The 14,497-nt window shown below is 46.8% G+C and carries 13 protein-coding genes; 8 read left to right on the top strand and 5 right to left on the bottom strand.

The window, feature by feature from the left end; genetic code table 11:
• Positions 1-25: 25 nt before the first annotated feature.
• Together RS891_RS30480 and RS891_RS30475 are read left to right on the top strand one after the other, a co-directional pair.
• Entirely contained in the window at positions 26-1,060 is a 1,035-nt protein-coding gene (locus tag RS891_RS30480) for an LCP family protein (RefSeq protein ID WP_309304326.1), read from the top strand.
• A 250-nt stretch (positions 1,061-1,310) separates the two neighbouring features.
• Positions 1,311-3,908: a DUF2339 domain-containing protein gene (locus tag RS891_RS30475; protein WP_315794008.1), complete on the top strand. Its 2,598-nt coding sequence runs from the start codon at positions 1,311-1,313 to the stop codon at positions 3,906-3,908.
• 384 nt (positions 3,909-4,292) lie between these two features.
• On the opposite strand, the gene RS891_RS30470 is transcribed toward RS891_RS30475, so the two are convergent.
• Positions 4,293-4,448: a hypothetical protein gene (locus RS891_RS30470; protein ID WP_181586560.1), complete on the bottom strand. Its 156-nt coding sequence runs from the start codon at positions 4,446-4,448 to the stop codon at positions 4,293-4,295.
• A gap of 221 nt (positions 4,449-4,669) precedes the next feature.
• Here RS891_RS30470 and RS891_RS30465 point away from each other — a divergent pair, with 221 nt between their 5' ends.
• Together RS891_RS30465 and RS891_RS30460 are read left to right on the top strand one after the other, a co-directional pair.
• The gene (locus RS891_RS30465; protein WP_113053150.1) at positions 4,670-5,341 is read left to right on the top strand and encodes an FHA domain-containing protein; all 672 of its coding nucleotides are present in this window, start codon (positions 4,670-4,672) and stop codon (positions 5,339-5,341) included.
• A 155-nt stretch (positions 5,342-5,496) separates the two neighbouring features.
• Positions 5,497-6,075, top strand: coding sequence for a class I SAM-dependent methyltransferase (locus RS891_RS30460; protein WP_315794007.1), 579 nt, complete (start codon positions 5,497-5,499; stop codon positions 6,073-6,075).
• A 262-nt stretch (positions 6,076-6,337) separates the two neighbouring features.
• On the opposite strand, the gene RS891_RS30455 is transcribed toward RS891_RS30460, so the two are convergent.
• Genes RS891_RS30455 through RS891_RS30445 form a run of 3 tightly spaced genes read right to left on the bottom strand, consistent with a single transcriptional unit; the run spans position 6,338 to position 10,173 of the window.
• Complete coding sequence (locus tag RS891_RS30455) at positions 6,338-8,656, bottom strand: carbohydrate-binding domain-containing protein (RefSeq protein ID WP_315794006.1); 2,319 nt, start codon at positions 8,654-8,656, stop codon at positions 6,338-6,340.
• 22 nt (positions 8,657-8,678) lie between these two features.
• A complete protein-coding gene (locus RS891_RS30450; RefSeq protein WP_315794005.1) occupies positions 8,679-9,362 on the bottom strand; it encodes a DUF4956 domain-containing protein in 684 nt (227 codons plus the stop codon).
• Entirely contained in the window at positions 9,355-10,173 is an 819-nt protein-coding gene (locus tag RS891_RS30445; RefSeq protein WP_113053146.1) for a polyphosphate polymerase domain-containing protein, read from the bottom strand. Before RS891_RS30445 ends, RS891_RS30450 begins: the two co-directional genes overlap by 8 nt.
• A 242-nt stretch (positions 10,174-10,415) precedes the next feature.
• On the opposite strand from RS891_RS30445, the gene RS891_RS30440 reads away from it, so the two are divergent.
• The 3 genes from RS891_RS30440 to RS891_RS30430 all read left to right on the top strand — a co-directional run bounded on the left by RS891_RS30440 (position 10,416) and on the right by RS891_RS30430 (position 12,762).
• Positions 10,416-11,093, top strand: coding sequence for a response regulator transcription factor (locus tag RS891_RS30440; RefSeq protein ID WP_113053145.1), 678 nt, complete (start codon positions 10,416-10,418; stop codon positions 11,091-11,093).
• Positions 11,093-12,394, top strand: coding sequence for a sensor histidine kinase (locus tag RS891_RS30435; RefSeq protein WP_113053144.1), 1,302 nt, complete (start codon positions 11,093-11,095; stop codon positions 12,392-12,394). Before RS891_RS30440 ends, RS891_RS30435 begins: the two co-directional genes overlap by 1 nt.
• A 116-nt stretch (positions 12,395-12,510) precedes the next feature.
• Positions 12,511-12,762: a hypothetical protein gene (locus RS891_RS30430; RefSeq protein WP_029880845.1), complete on the top strand. Its 252-nt coding sequence runs from the start codon at positions 12,511-12,513 to the stop codon at positions 12,760-12,762.
• Between the two features lie 126 nt (positions 12,763-12,888).
• On the opposite strand, the gene RS891_RS30425 is transcribed toward RS891_RS30430, so the two are convergent.
• Entirely contained in the window at positions 12,889-13,656 is a 768-nt protein-coding gene (locus RS891_RS30425) for an SDR family NAD(P)-dependent oxidoreductase (protein ID WP_113053143.1), read from the bottom strand.
• A 195-nt stretch (positions 13,657-13,851) separates the two neighbouring features.
• Here RS891_RS30425 and RS891_RS30420 point away from each other — a divergent pair, with 195 nt between their 5' ends.
• The gene (locus RS891_RS30420; protein ID WP_113053142.1) at positions 13,852-14,490 is read left to right on the top strand and encodes a TetR/AcrR family transcriptional regulator; all 639 of its coding nucleotides are present in this window, start codon (positions 13,852-13,854) and stop codon (positions 14,488-14,490) included.
• Positions 14,491-14,497 lie beyond the last annotated feature (7 nt).

The raw sequence follows: 14,497 nt of genomic DNA, 5'->3' as shown, positions 1-14,497 counted from the left end.
TTCTAAGACCGTTATTAAAGGAGATATGATGGAGAACAGTGCTGCACATTTAACCAGACGGAAGCCGAAGAAACCGAAGAAGAGATGGAAGAAACCTTTGATTATCATCCTGAGTACTTTGATTGTGCTGGGGGGACTCGGATTTATCTATCAAAAGCAACTCGTTGTGTTTGCATTTAATCTGTTTGCTTCGGAAACCGTAAAGGAAACGCTCGATGAATCCTTCAAGCCTGTTGGCGATAAGGATGCACCCGTTGTAGAACATACCGATCCATTCTCGCTGTTGTTGCTAGGAATTGACCAACGGGATAACGAACCAAGCCGATCGGATACCATGATCTATTCTGTTGTGCGTCCGGAAGAAAATAAAGTGTTGCTGCTGTCCATTCCGCGTGACTCCTATACCGATATTATCGGCCGGGATGTGAAGTCGAAGATTAACTCAGCCTATGCGCATGGTGAAGCAAAGATGGCGATGGATACTGTGGAGCATCTGTTGGAAAACAAAGTCGATTTCTATGCCGCGATTAATTTTAACGGACTCAAGGATATTGTTGATGCGGTTGGCGGTGTTGAATTGCCGATCAAGAAAAATATTGAGAACAAATCGAAAGCACATGAGAAGCTGTTTGTTGAAGCGAACAAACCGATATACAGCGGCGAAGAAGCGCTGGGCTATGTGCGTTACCGGGAAGATTCCGATTTCAATCGGACGATGCGGCACCGTCTTTTTTTAAGTGCCTTCATGAATCGTGCGCTTGAGGTCAAAAATCTGACCAAGATCCCGGACGTTATCCAGATTGCCGGATCGAATTTTACAACCAACATGAACTCGGATTTCATCGTGAAATTTGCCGAGTCTCTATATATGAAAGACAGCACGCCAACAATCAGCAATTACATGCTTAAGGGTGAAGGCGCAACGCGCAGCGGGACGTGGTACTATGATTTGTCAGAGAGCGATCTGCAATATGTGCGAACCCTGCTCGCGAACTGGCTAGACCCAGATACCACTGAAATTATGGAGCCGGAGACGGCGGATACGAAAGATCCGGCGTAAGCAAGTATCCGATTCTCAGTAAGATGACCAGAAGTTGTATACGTGTACAGTATGACTATATCAATGAATTAGAGTCCAGGAAGCTGATGCTTCCCGGGCTTTTTGTTATGTATGCATTTGGTATAAATCCCATAACGACTTCCGATCCGCAGAGAACGGTTAAATGATTCTATTCCTGAAACCCCATTTTATGGCATACATATAGTAAAATATAGGTAATGAATTCAACATAAACCAACGGAGGAAGCTCATGAAAGAGTTCAAGGATCGGCTTCACCAGGTTCAGGAGCAGCAGAAGCAGCTGGTAAAGGAATATAATGCCCTGCTTCAGGAGTATCAATCGGATGATCTGATCGTACAGAATGAACAGCTCCGAGCGCAATATGAAGCGCATCAACTCAAGCTGCAACAGCTTGAAGTACGCACTCGCAAGATGGAGGAAGAGAATGCCCGTCTTCGGATGGCTCTGTCTGAACAGATGCTGGATGAGAAATTGAATCTTATTCGTGTATCCCAGGAGAAGATGGAGACGTATTTTCGAGGGAAGACGAGTGTACATAATGATCGACTCGCGGCGCATGAACATCGCGCCAAAGTGAATTTAAATGCCATATTCAACAGGGCTTCAGAGGAATTTCAGGGTGATGCCCGTGAGATGAAGGAGAGAATTGCTCATCTGGCTGCTGAGGTGCAGGAACGAATTGAGGCGCATAGACAGACCCTGTGGGAGAGAGAAGAGGCACTACGCAGTCAGATGCAACAAGGATATGAGCATATGGCGGAGGAAGGTTTAAGCGAAGAGACCATTCAGCGGCGCATTCGCCAGAACCGGATGGAGATGAAGATTGGCTTAAGCTGGATCAACAAGGTCGCCATCCTGCTCATTATTCTTGGTGTGGGGGCGGCTTTTCGCTACTCATACGCGACCTGGTTCAGCGATGAGGTGAAAGGCGGAGCGTTCTTCCTGCTTGGTGCGCTAATGCTTGCCGGGGGAGAATGGCTATTCCGGCGTAAAAGACAGACGTTCGCGATGGGTCTGCTCGGAGGCGGGATTTCTGTTCTGTTTGGTTCCATTTTCTACAGCTATTTTTTATTGCATATCATCGGGTTATATACGGGACTTGCCTTGTCAGTGTTGGTTTCGGCCATATCCGTGCTGCTATCGTTGAGGTATCAGTCCAGGACCATCTGTTCACTTGGCTTGGTTGGAGGGTATCTGCCGTTAATCTCCTACATGGCCTATTTCGGTCTTCAAGGTTCGGCTGTTTATGTTGCCATGATCTATCTTTTGCTCTTAAACGGAATTATTGTTTTGATTTCATTTGGCAAACGGTGGCCGATTGTGCATTATATCAGTTTTCTGTTCAACACACCGTCCATGCTCATCCTGTTATGGCTTTCACCAAGTGAGAAGATCGGCATGGTGTATTCCATTATGACATTTGCATTATATCTCGGCATTACACTTGCGTATCCCTTCAAACATCGGGTGAAGTTAACCTGGTGGGACTTTGCTTTGCTCGCCATGAATACGAGCATCAGCTGCCTGATGCTGTATGTATTGTTCGATGCAGCGGGCTGGAATGACGCACAAGGCTTGCTAGCTCTGATTTTCGCTCTGGTCTATTTCGGACTCGCCCGTTTTATCCAGCAGAGGACGCCTCAGGAAAAGCAGACCCTTCTATTGTTCTACGTGACTTCCCTGACTTTTGCCATTCTGATTATACCGTTCCAGTTTGGTGCGAAGTGGCTGTCTATGGGTTGGCTGATCGAAGGAGTTCTGCTGGTTACGCTCGGACATCTGAAGCGGTTCAAATTGGTGGAACGTGCTGGATGGGGAATCGTGCTTCTGTGCATGTTCACCTTTGTGTACTATGACGTGCTGGTGCTGTTCATCATGGGGGAGCAATCCTATTTCATGCTAAAATACTCCTGCATTACGCTGGGTGCGCTGCTTATTACGCTCTATTACGCCTTGGATCGCAACGGCTCCCTATCCGGGGAGAAGTATCATTATAGCCAGACAGAGCTTGGCTTCTTGAATGCATTCAAGTACGTCACACTCGCCAATCTGTGGTTATATGTGCTGTATGAATCAAATGAATTGTATATGAAAGCAGTCGATGACTCATTTCTGTTATACCTGTTCTACAAATGGCTGATGTTCGCTGCGCTGACCATTGCCATGGCCTATGGATTGGGTAAAGTGAGGCTTTTGCGTGATCGGATCGTGCAGGGTTATATCATTTTCCTGCATGCGGTGGGCTGTTGTATTGCTCTGGCAGTAACGTTATCCATGCCGGCACTGCAGCCGGATGTTCAGCAGCACACCGCGGCTGAAGTCGTAGGTTTACTTGTATTAATCATATTTAATGTGGGCGTGTTTTTTGCTGGAAGAGATCTGCTAATCACGGCAATCCGCGGGCAGTTCAAAAGCATTGAATGGTATCCGGTTATCGCAGGGGTCTATCTGCTGGGTGTCATCACTGTGTTTCTGACGATCCAATTCCAGTGGGGAGATGTAGGGCTGTTATTCAGCCTAATCTATCTACTGCTTGCGATCCTGTACATTGCCTATGGGTTCCGCAGAAAATATGTAATGATTCGGCGCCTAGGTCTGGGACTGACGTTGTTTTCCACCGGGAAAATGGTGTTCTATGATGTGGGATTGCTTACATCGGGCAGCAAGATCATTGCCTATTTCAGCTTTGGCGTACTGTTGCTTGGAATTTCTTATCTGTATCAGAAGGTGTCAAGCCGGATGGAGGAAATTCATGTTAGAGAGACCGAACAGTCTGATGAATCCGATCTGCCGGAGGATGAAAAGAACCAATTTAAGGATAGTTGATGCAGTATTCACAATCTTTGGGGGAGGGATGCAACATGGGATTTGACCTGAGTATCATGTTATGGCAATTGTTATGGATTGCTGGCCCTGTAGCGCTCATTGTCTATGGGTGGAGGAAATTTGGTATCAGCAAAAAGCGGCGTTAAGTGCAGGGAATGCCGTTGCAACATCGCTTCTGACAAAAGTCATAATCGGATGAACTTATCGGTATCCATATCCTAAAAATGCATTAAAATGAGGTTCTTGAGCGCTGGTTGTTAGCGTCCAGGGGCCTTATTCTGCTGAATGGATTAAGATATGATCCTCATTCAGGGTGGCATGACCCAGCATAAGATGACATTCATGAAACGTTTTTTCTGTTGATCACGTTATAATAGAGTATACTTACGGCTGGGTATTCAGTTGCAACCATGATGTTTCGGTTACGGGTATGCCTTTCAATGATTCTCCGCGATCATCATTGATGCGGGAGAGCACAGTTAATGTAATGGACAGGGTGAAGGCGAGCAGCACATATATGAAAATGTTTTTTTTGTTCATATGAGGGACCTCTCTTGTTGATTGGGCTAAGGCATGCATACGACTGTTATGAGAAAAAAGGCACAACGTCTGGTATAGTAGAGAAAAGCATATAACGATGCCTGTATACACTATATAAATTATTATGGATGCAAACAATGGAACAAATCTGATGAATTTATCATTATTTATGAACGGAACGCTCATAGAGATAGAGTGATATTTGAAGGTGGGAGAATAACATGCGGGAGACGGCAAAAATCGTCATTCGTACGCCAGGGCAGGAAAGTGACGGTTCGTTCGCTTATGTCAGCCAGGGGCGTTCCATTACAGTGGGGCGTTACACGGGTGGAGATGAATTGGACTTGTCTGTCTACAATCAGTTGATATCGAAGCGGCATTGCCGCATTCATTATGATGTGCAGCAGCAACTGTGGATTGAGGATCTGGATAGCAAAAATGGAACGGAATTGAACGGGCAGCGTCTCGTTCCTTATGAGAAATACCCTTTTGCCGAAGGAGACAGCCTGACGTTGGTCAACGGCTTGATTCAGCTTCGCGTAGAAGGGGATCTCGAAGAAACGAGAGAATATCGGCTATCTGACCTGCTGGGCGAGGGCGTGCGTTTACAGGATCACCTGCAAACCGTGCAGATTGGAGAAGTGGAGATTCCACTGTCCAAGAAGGAGTACCAACTGTTCAAGCTATTGTACAGCCAGTTGGATCACTTTGTGACACGGGAGCAGATTGTCGGCCAAGTGTGGCCGGAGCGAAGCATGCTGGAGAGTGAGTCTGTAGGGATTGACGAGATCAACTCGTTGATCTACCGGACGAATCGCAAGCTGGGAGTTCATTTTACAATTAAATCGGTGTACAAAAAGGGTGTATACATGAAGTCCCATGTGCCGGACTGAATGAGTGAAATGAGCAGCGGGATGGAATGAGATTAAACCAAAATAGAATAACATGAAGGAAGCTTCTGTCAGGTTTTTTAGACCTGGGGAAGCTTCTTTTGTTATGATGAAGGTGCAAATGCCGCCTCTTAATTAAACTCCAAAGGGTTGAGGTTATGTTCATATTTCAATTTATACCATGGCTGATTGCTGTGGTGACACTTATATCTGTAATTTCCATCGTGCTGGTCAGTTGGAAAAATGGAATCTCACCGATGCCCACATCCAGCATCGTCAGGCAGACAGTCATTCAGGAGGTCAACCGCATTCCCGGTTACGGCGACGTCATTGAAGCAGGCTCCGGGTGGGGAACGCTCGCACTGGACGTCGTAAGGCATTGCCCAGGCAAACGGCTAACGGGCATTGAAAATTCTATCATTCCTTTATGGGCCTCCCAATGGATTGCTTTTCTAAGTGTTCGCTTACGGCGAGCGAAGGGAAAGCGCCATTCTCTGGAGGGGCGGCTGCGATTCATCCGTGGCGACATCTATACGAGTTCATATGAACACGCAGATTGCGTCATCTGTTATTTGTTCCCTGGAGCGATGAACCGACTCGTGGACAAATTCAATCGGGAGCTGCCGCCGGGAGCAAAGGTAATTAGCGTCTGTTTTGCATTGCCAGGCAAGATACCGCTACGGACGATTACATGCCGGGATACGCTGCGTACGAAGGTGTATGTCTATACGTTTTGAGTGCCTAACGAACCTCAGCAACGTTATTCCTTCACAATACGTTGTCAGAACCTACAAAATCGGCCCAATTGACGAAATAACGCCACTTCGATTCGTTAGATTTCAAACCAAGGGAAATGGGAGTGAATAGCGTGTACCAGGTTCGTTAGAGAACAAAATATCAAAAACAAGAGATGGCCCACGTCATATTCATGACTTATGGGACATCCCTTGTTTTTTAAATCATCTTTTTATGTGGGTCATTTATGGTCGGAATCTTAGCTTATTTTGCGCTATCCGTTGTACCTGTGGTGTTGGTTGTTGCACCTGATGTACCGGACTCTGTTCTGTTTCTGCCGCCTCCGAATCCACCTTGGCCACGACCTCCGCCTGGACCACCCATACCTGAATTGGCAGTTGTTACACCAGATTCATTCACCCAAGTTACATTGCTTGTGGATTGGAAGGCAACCACTTTGGTTCCACCACTATACGTTCCGTCTGTGTAAAGTCCATCCACTGCTTTGCCAGTTGATGATCCGCCGGAGTAGATCACATAAGAACCGTCTTTTTTCAGATCCGCGGAGCTGACAACTACCGTTTGATAGTCTTTCGCTGGAGCAAAGGTCAGGATATTGTTGCCTTCGCTGTCTTCCACATGTACCAGTGTTCCTGCTTTTTGCGTTTCAGGGAACGTCATGGCAATGGTATTTTGAGTCGATGCTTCAGATGTGGCCTGAGCCATGCCCGAACTTCCCGCTGCGACCAGATATCCGCCGCTGAGCTCGAAGTCACCGTCATAATCCAGCGCGCCGTTGCCATTGTCTGTTGGACCGTTCACAATGACGGTTCCGTCTGTCATATAGATGGAGCCATTCGAATCCAGTCCATCGCCGCCAGCATTGACGGTAAGGGAACCACCGTTGATATGAAGTTCACTGTTGCTGGCAGATTCACCCATCATTCCACCTGGCGCACCACCTTGTGGACGGCCATTGCTATCCGCGTTCGTACTTTGATTGGATAGATCGGTAGTTGATGTTGTGCCTTTCGTCTCAGTAACAGAGTTGTTGAAAGCAGCAGTAGTGTCTTCTGCCTGCGTGCTGTCATCTGTAGACGTCGCAGCATCGGCATCTTCATCCGTTGCTGTGATTTCACCCGACGCATTCACGCCATCATCTGATGCAGTGACATCCACATTTCCATCGTTCAGAGTAATGATTGCTCCTTCAAGACCTTCATAGCTCTTGGCAATCACGATTGTTCCACCGTTGATCGTAAGCGCCTGATCTGCATGAATGCCGTCATCGCCCGATTCAATGCTGAACTTGCCGTCATTGACAGTCACATTGTTGTTGCTGTGCAGAGAGTCATCCATGGAATCGATCGTATACGTACCGCCATTGATGGTGAGATCCACGCCGGCTTTAAGTGCTTTAGCGCTCGTCGTTTCTTCTTCTGTTGTTGTGCTTGTGTCTGCATCTGCATTGGAATCAGCAGGTGCTTGTGCATTGGTCGAGCCGGATGGTGCTGTACCTGTAGCGTTCGTTCCATTATTGCTCGGCATATCAGCGGGTGGTTCTCCATCCGGTGGTGTACCCATATCCGTTGGAGGTGTTCCGCCACCCCAGCCGCCACCGCCACCGCCGCCAAATGGTCCTTCTTCTACTTTTTCTGGTGCATTGGCACTGCCGCCTCCGGTTACGATGTTAAATGTGCCGCCATCCGTAACCAATGCAGTTTCCGCTTGAATGCCGTCGCTGCCGCTCTGGATGTTAAATGTACCTCCAGCAATGGCTACGAAACCTTTGGTTGTATCTGTGTGGTTGGTGGATTTAATGCCGTCACCTTCTGAATCAATGGTAATGGTACCGGCTTGAATGGCAACCATATCTTTACCTTTGATGCCGTCATCGGCCGATTTGACGTTAATTGTGCCACTGACGATTTTTAGATCATCCTTGCTCGTAATACCTTCATTATAGTTACCTGTCACCGTCAGCTTGCCTGTACCATTAAACGTCAGGTCTGCCTTGCTGAAGATTGCTGCATCTGGCTCATCCGTTGTATCGTCGGCGTATACGTATGTTTTGCCATCGGAGACGGCATTCTCGGTGCCTTCCTCCAGCGTAATGATGGCTTTGCCCGCTTTCTGGATATAGATACCTGCGCTATCGTTATCATTGATTGTGGCTCCGTTTAACACCAGATGTACAGTGCCCTTATCTGCAACATTGACCACAATCTGTCCATCGGTCAGCTTGCCGCTAAGTACATAGGTACCCGCTGCGGAGATGGTTACCGATCCATTGGCTGCTTTTGCACCCGATCCTGTGATGGAAGCGGTCGTCCCGTTCAACTTAATCTTTGTAGAATCTGTTGCACTCCAGCTCACATTGGTGTCGTCTGCATCCATCGTGACCAGATCGGCATATTTCACCGAGGTTTGTTCACTGACGGATACGGTTTTGGTTGTCCCTGTCGTTGACACGGCGGCGTTTGCCGTACTGCTGGTTGCAGCCGGAGCGCTGCAAGCGGTAACCATTGCTGTAATCATGGCGACGGACCACAGTTTGCTGCCAGTTATGATTTTCTTTTTCATATTCTATCGTTCCCTTCGAATTTTAATATTCAGTGGTTGTTGGACTCATGGTTAATGAAATATCCAGATTACCGTTTCGGGTACGGATCATATCGAGAAATTCTTTTTGATTGACACTTTCATGAATGGTCACGTTGTAGACCAGCTCGTACAGACTGCCAAGCTCGGTTGTTCTGATTTTTTTAAGTTCATGCACGACATTGAATTTGTGGAATACCTCTTCCAGTGCTTCTTCGTAACTCAGATTTTCGGGAATGGTCACCTTCAATGTTTTTTGCTGGCTTTTCTTCGCTCCGAAATTGAAGCGGCTCAGAACAAACATCAGTACACACAGGATGATGGTAAATAACACAGCATAACCGAATGCGCCTACACCGCAGGCAAGACCCGAAGCCATGGTGAACAGAACATAAGCAATATCTTTCGGGTCACCAGGCGCACTTCTGAATCGGATGATGGAGAAGGCACCGGCGAGGCTGAATGCACGGGCAATGTTGCTGCCGATCAGAAGAATGATGATGGCTACGATGACTGGCAAGACAACCATGGTTAGTGTAAAGCTTTGGGAGTATGTGCTCTGATTCGTCTTCATGTATGTCAGGCTGATAATGGCCCCCATAATGATGGCAAGGCCGATGGTAATAATGGCATTGCTGAAGGTCAGAGTTGTATCGGTTAGTGCAGAACTAAAGATGGAATCAAGCATACAGGACACGCTCTCTTTCTGTGATTGTTTTTTCTTGTTCTATGGATGGGTTAAAGTCTGTACCCGGCACGAGTATACGCTCCGTCTGGTAGTTCAGGTTGGTTGTTCTGGCCAGATGTCTGTACTCATTGCCGTATTTCGAGAATCCGGTGCGATATAGGCCGTGTTCGGATAACAGTTGGGAGAGCCACATCGGAACGGTTTTTTCGGCTTTGACTTCCATCAGCCAGCGACCGTCTTTCACCAGAGGTTCACCGTAATCTCCTTGCTCCAGCTTCAGATCGTATCTGCGACTGCGGATGTTGGTGTCAAAGGTGATTCGGAGATCGCGGCTGTTCTTATCGAACAACGCCTTGCGTTCATACGCCAGATATACTTTTGGCTCCAGATCGTACAGCCGAAGGAAATACTTGATCTCTTCGATAACCTGCTTGTTCATATAATCGGCGAGATCAGGAGCCTTGCCTGTCTGAACGAATGCATAGGCTTCATCCAGCTTCAGGGCAGTTCGGCGTTTGTTTACCAAGCCAAATACTTTCTTTTTGATCTCCAGATATACCTTCGCATTCTCTTCAGGAACTCCGTATGCCCGCAGTCTCAGCTTCTCCTTGTATTTGGGCTTAGAGAGACTGGCGCGGATTAGGGAATCCTGCGGAGTATCGAAGTACAGGTTGCTGATGGAGTAGAATTCGTGTTTCTTGTTATAGGCGTCCAGCTCCATATACTTCAGCAGATCGGTGTAGAAGTTCTCGTATTGCTCATCTGTCAGGAGATATTTGCTCTCATATCGGTTGAATACTTCAATTGCCATTGGGGTTCAGTCCTTTCATCCATGTTTTGTTGCATCGTGTATTGCTTCCATGTCTGTATCTTAGAGCGCCAACCTTGAATGAATCTTAAATGATTTTACATTCCGTTGATCTTTTTTTACCTTCCTTTAATAGTTCGCGAAAAAACTGAAATTAAGATTGATTCAAGGTTCGGTTGCTACAATCGTTGGTATAATAGATTGACTTATATCGAAACCAATTCATGCAGAGGAATGAAGAACCGATGAGAATACTTATTGCGGAAGATGAGGTTCATTTGGCAGAAGCCGTATCGCAAATATTGAAAAAACACAATTACTCTGTAGACATGGTGCATGACGGGAGATCGGGTCTGGATTATGCGCTGAGTGGAATCTATGATCTGTTGTTGCTGGACATCATGATGCCGGAAATGGACGGAATTACCGTGCTGAAGAAACTGCGCAGCGAAGGCAATCATACGCCTGTCATTCTGCTCACAGCCAAAGGAGAAATTTCAGACAAAGTGACTGGGCTGGATTATGGAGCGGATGATTATATAGCAAAGCCCTTTGCCACGGAGGAATTGCTCGCCCGGATTCGGGCAGCCCTGAGAAGGAAGGGAGAAGTCGTTCCAGAGGATGGACTGAAGTTTGGTGACATCGAACTGAACACCACGCAGCTGAAGCTGAGTGTTCAAGGAAAGGAGATCAAGCTGAATCTGAAGGAAAATGAACTGCTGGAACTGTTAATCACTCGCAAACAGGCCATTACTTCCAAAGAGCAGATTATTGAGAAGTTGTGGGGGTTCGATTCGGAAGTGGAGTATAACAATGTGGAGGTGTACATCTCGTTTTTACGCAAGAAATTAACCTTCCTGAACTCCGCGGTCCGCATCAATACGATTCGGGGTGTGGGGTACGTACTTGAGGTGACGGCCTGATGTTCAAGAAACTCAGAAACCGATTTCTGATTGTGAATCTGGTATCCATCTCGATTATGATGCTGGTTGCCTTTGCTACGATCTACATCATTACGTACCAGAATGTACAGCGGGAAACCAACATGGAGCTGTTCAAAGTGTCGGATTTCTATCATGGTCCTTACAACTCCAGCAAGATGCCGCGTGGTGATGACAGGGATTCAGTGACAGGATCACAGCCATCGGATTCCATTGCCAATGGAGCGCCGGGGAGTGACCCGAACTCGCCGCCGGGACGCTCCGTATCATTCATGATCAAGACGGACAGTGAATGGAAAATCACGGATACGCACTCCAGGTTTGATATGGATGACACGTTCTATACTGAAGCTTTGCAAAAGGTGAACAAGGTTAACGATCTGGATCGTAAGACCGGACAATTCACGCTGAATGGAACCGATTGGGCTTATGTGATCGACCCGAGCAGCACAGGGCACATGATTGTGTTCATCGATGTGACGGCCCAACAGGGCATCCTTACGAATCTGATTTATACTTTTGCTGTTGTAGGTTTGATTATGCTGATCGTTATCTTCTTCCTGAGCCGCTATTTCGCCAATCGCTCCATTACCCCGGTCAAGGAAGCCTTCGAGAAGCAAAAGCAGTTCATAGCCGATGCTTCACATGAGTTGAAAACACCGCTGGCAATCATCAATACCAACACGGATGTGCTTCTCGCGAACCGGGAGGATACGATTGAGAATCAGGCCAAGTGGCTGCATTACATCAAGTCGGAGACGGAACGCATGTCGGGACTGACGAATGATCTGTTATATCTGACTCAAATTGATGATTCGCGATCCTCGATGATTCATGCCAAATTCAATATGAGCGATGCGGTGGAGAACATTATTTTAACGATGGAGGCCGTGATTTTTGAGAAAAATATATCTCTGGACTACAGCATTGAGCCGCAGCTCATGGTCCATGGCAACAGCGAACAGATTAAGCAAGTCATTCTGATTTTGCTCGATAATGCTGTGAAATACTCCAGAGCCAAAGGCTCGGTCAACGTATCGCTTAAGAAACATAACAATGATGTTGTACTGGCCGTTTCCAACACGGGAGAGGGCATTGCTGCTGAACATCTGGACCGGATATTCGATCGTTTCTATCGTACTGATGCCTCCAGAGCACGGAAACATGGTGGACATGGATTGGGTCTTGCGATTGCAAGATCGATCGTGGAGCAGCATAAAGGTGAAATTTATGCCCGCAGTGTGGTAGGGGAAGGCGCAACATTTTACGTTCGTTTATCTTAGGGGTAAGGAATAAGGCATGACTGTTGTGGGTTAACCTATGCTACAATGGCAACAGAACGTATGAATCAAGGAGCTGACTTAACGTGACTGAAGCAAATTCAATTAATGAACAGGAAATGAAGGCATATATTGCAGAGAAGACAAAGGCAAGCGAAGCGAATATCGCTCTTGTACTGAAGCACGAGCAGGCGTACATTAACAAAGCGCATGAAAATGCCAAAGGCGATGTGGATATCGATGGTGACGATCTGGCCGACTACATTCTGAGCCGCAAAGATGTGAAACTGGATGAGTTGACCGTTGAAGGCATTCTGGATGCTGAAATGGACTACTTGATGGAAAAAGGTCTCGCAGGCTACGTGGACTAAATCTAAATCAATCTATTAAAAAAATGACCTCAGCCTCCACGTTATTGTGGAATTTGAGGTCATTTTGATTGTACATTCGGAAAAACCTTTTAACCAGCCAGCCCCGTTGGACTAGCCCTATTCTTCTTATTGCCCCATCATACCGCCATCGACAGTATAGAGGGAAGCGGTGACATACGAAGCTTCTTCGGACAACAGGAAGTTCATGATGGCTGCGACTTCTTCCGGTTCACCGTAGCGGCCCATTGGAATTGCGGATACGGTAGCGGATTGATAATCTTCCACATTACCGGAGTTTGCTTCGATTTGGCGCATCATGCGGGTATTAATAGTGCCCGGCAATACCGCGTTAACCCGAATACCATAAGGTGCCAGTTCATTCGCAGCGGTACGCGTGAGGCCAACCACGGCATGTTTGGACATAATATATGGAGATACGGCTGGAGCACCCATCAGACCTGCAAGGGAAGAGGTATTCAGAATCGCACCAGATTTTTGTTTTTTCATGACAGGGATGACGTTCTGCAAACCAAGGAATACACCGCGCACATTAACGTTATATACGAGATCGAGGGCTTCAACGCTTAGATCTTCGATCAGTCCGGTTGGACCTTCAATCCCGGCATTGTTGGCAAAATAATCGATTCGGCCAAAAGCATCCAGTGCTTTTTGCACATAATTTTTCACGTCGGATTCTTGAGATACGTTTGCTTTCACCGCAATGACGTGCTCTTTGTCGAGTTCCAGTTCCGTGATGGTTTGTTGGATGGCTTCTTCGTTCAGATCGACCAGCACCAGATTGATTTTGCGTTCAGCAAGGCGACGTGCCAATTCTTTACCGATGCCTCCGGCTGCTCCTGTAATAATGGCTGTTTGGGTATATGATGTACTCATCATGTATTCGCTCCTTATAAAATGAAATCAGGTGAACTGTGAGTAAACGTTCAACCTGTTGTCTATCGTTCCTGTCTTAATGTTAAGATATACATAGAAATGTGACAATCATCATTGACATCGCATATGTCAGCTATCGGACAGGGATGTAAGCGGTGTTCATTTAGGTTACAATAATGGACAGAGGAGGTGGAAATGTTGATTATCGAACACCCTCAGGATCGGAGGGCACGAAGAACGCAGGATGCCATCATTGCTGCGACAGTGTCTTTGATATTGGAAAAGGGAGCTGAAGCCGTCACGATTCGTGACATTACGGAGCGGGCGGATTACAACCGGGGAACGTTCTATTTACATTTTCCAGGCAAGCCCGAGCTACTGCAATTTATTCTGGATGATTTCATGCAGGGTGTGGGGCAAGCTTATGCATCACCATATGCGGAGTTAAAAGAAGTAGATATGACGGCATTGCTGCCATCAACGATGCCTGTATTTGAATATATTGAAGCACATCAAGATATCTTTCGGGCCTTGATGACGATGCATGGGGATATGGGAACCAGACTCTGCAACATGTTCAGAACATATTTAACCGAAGATTTTATATTGGTGACCGAAGATAGTAACTACACTATTAATTACGACATCATGCTAAGTTACCTGGTATCTGCAACCGTTGGTGTGATTATGCATTGGGCGGAGATTGGTTTCAAGTATTCTTCCCACTACATGGGAGAACAGCTGACTGCGCTCATTAATATCAAACCGACCCGTCTCCTGATTGAACCAGGGCAGAAGGGCCGGACCATTCATGAACGCATGCTTCAGGACTGAATAGCGT

Origin of the sequence: Paenibacillus sp. BIC5C1, from assembly GCF_032399705.1 — a bacterium.
GTDB lineage: Bacteria > Bacillota > Bacilli > Paenibacillales > Paenibacillaceae > Paenibacillus > Paenibacillus taichungensis_A.
This window is presented reverse-complemented; position numbering and strand designations above follow the sequence as displayed.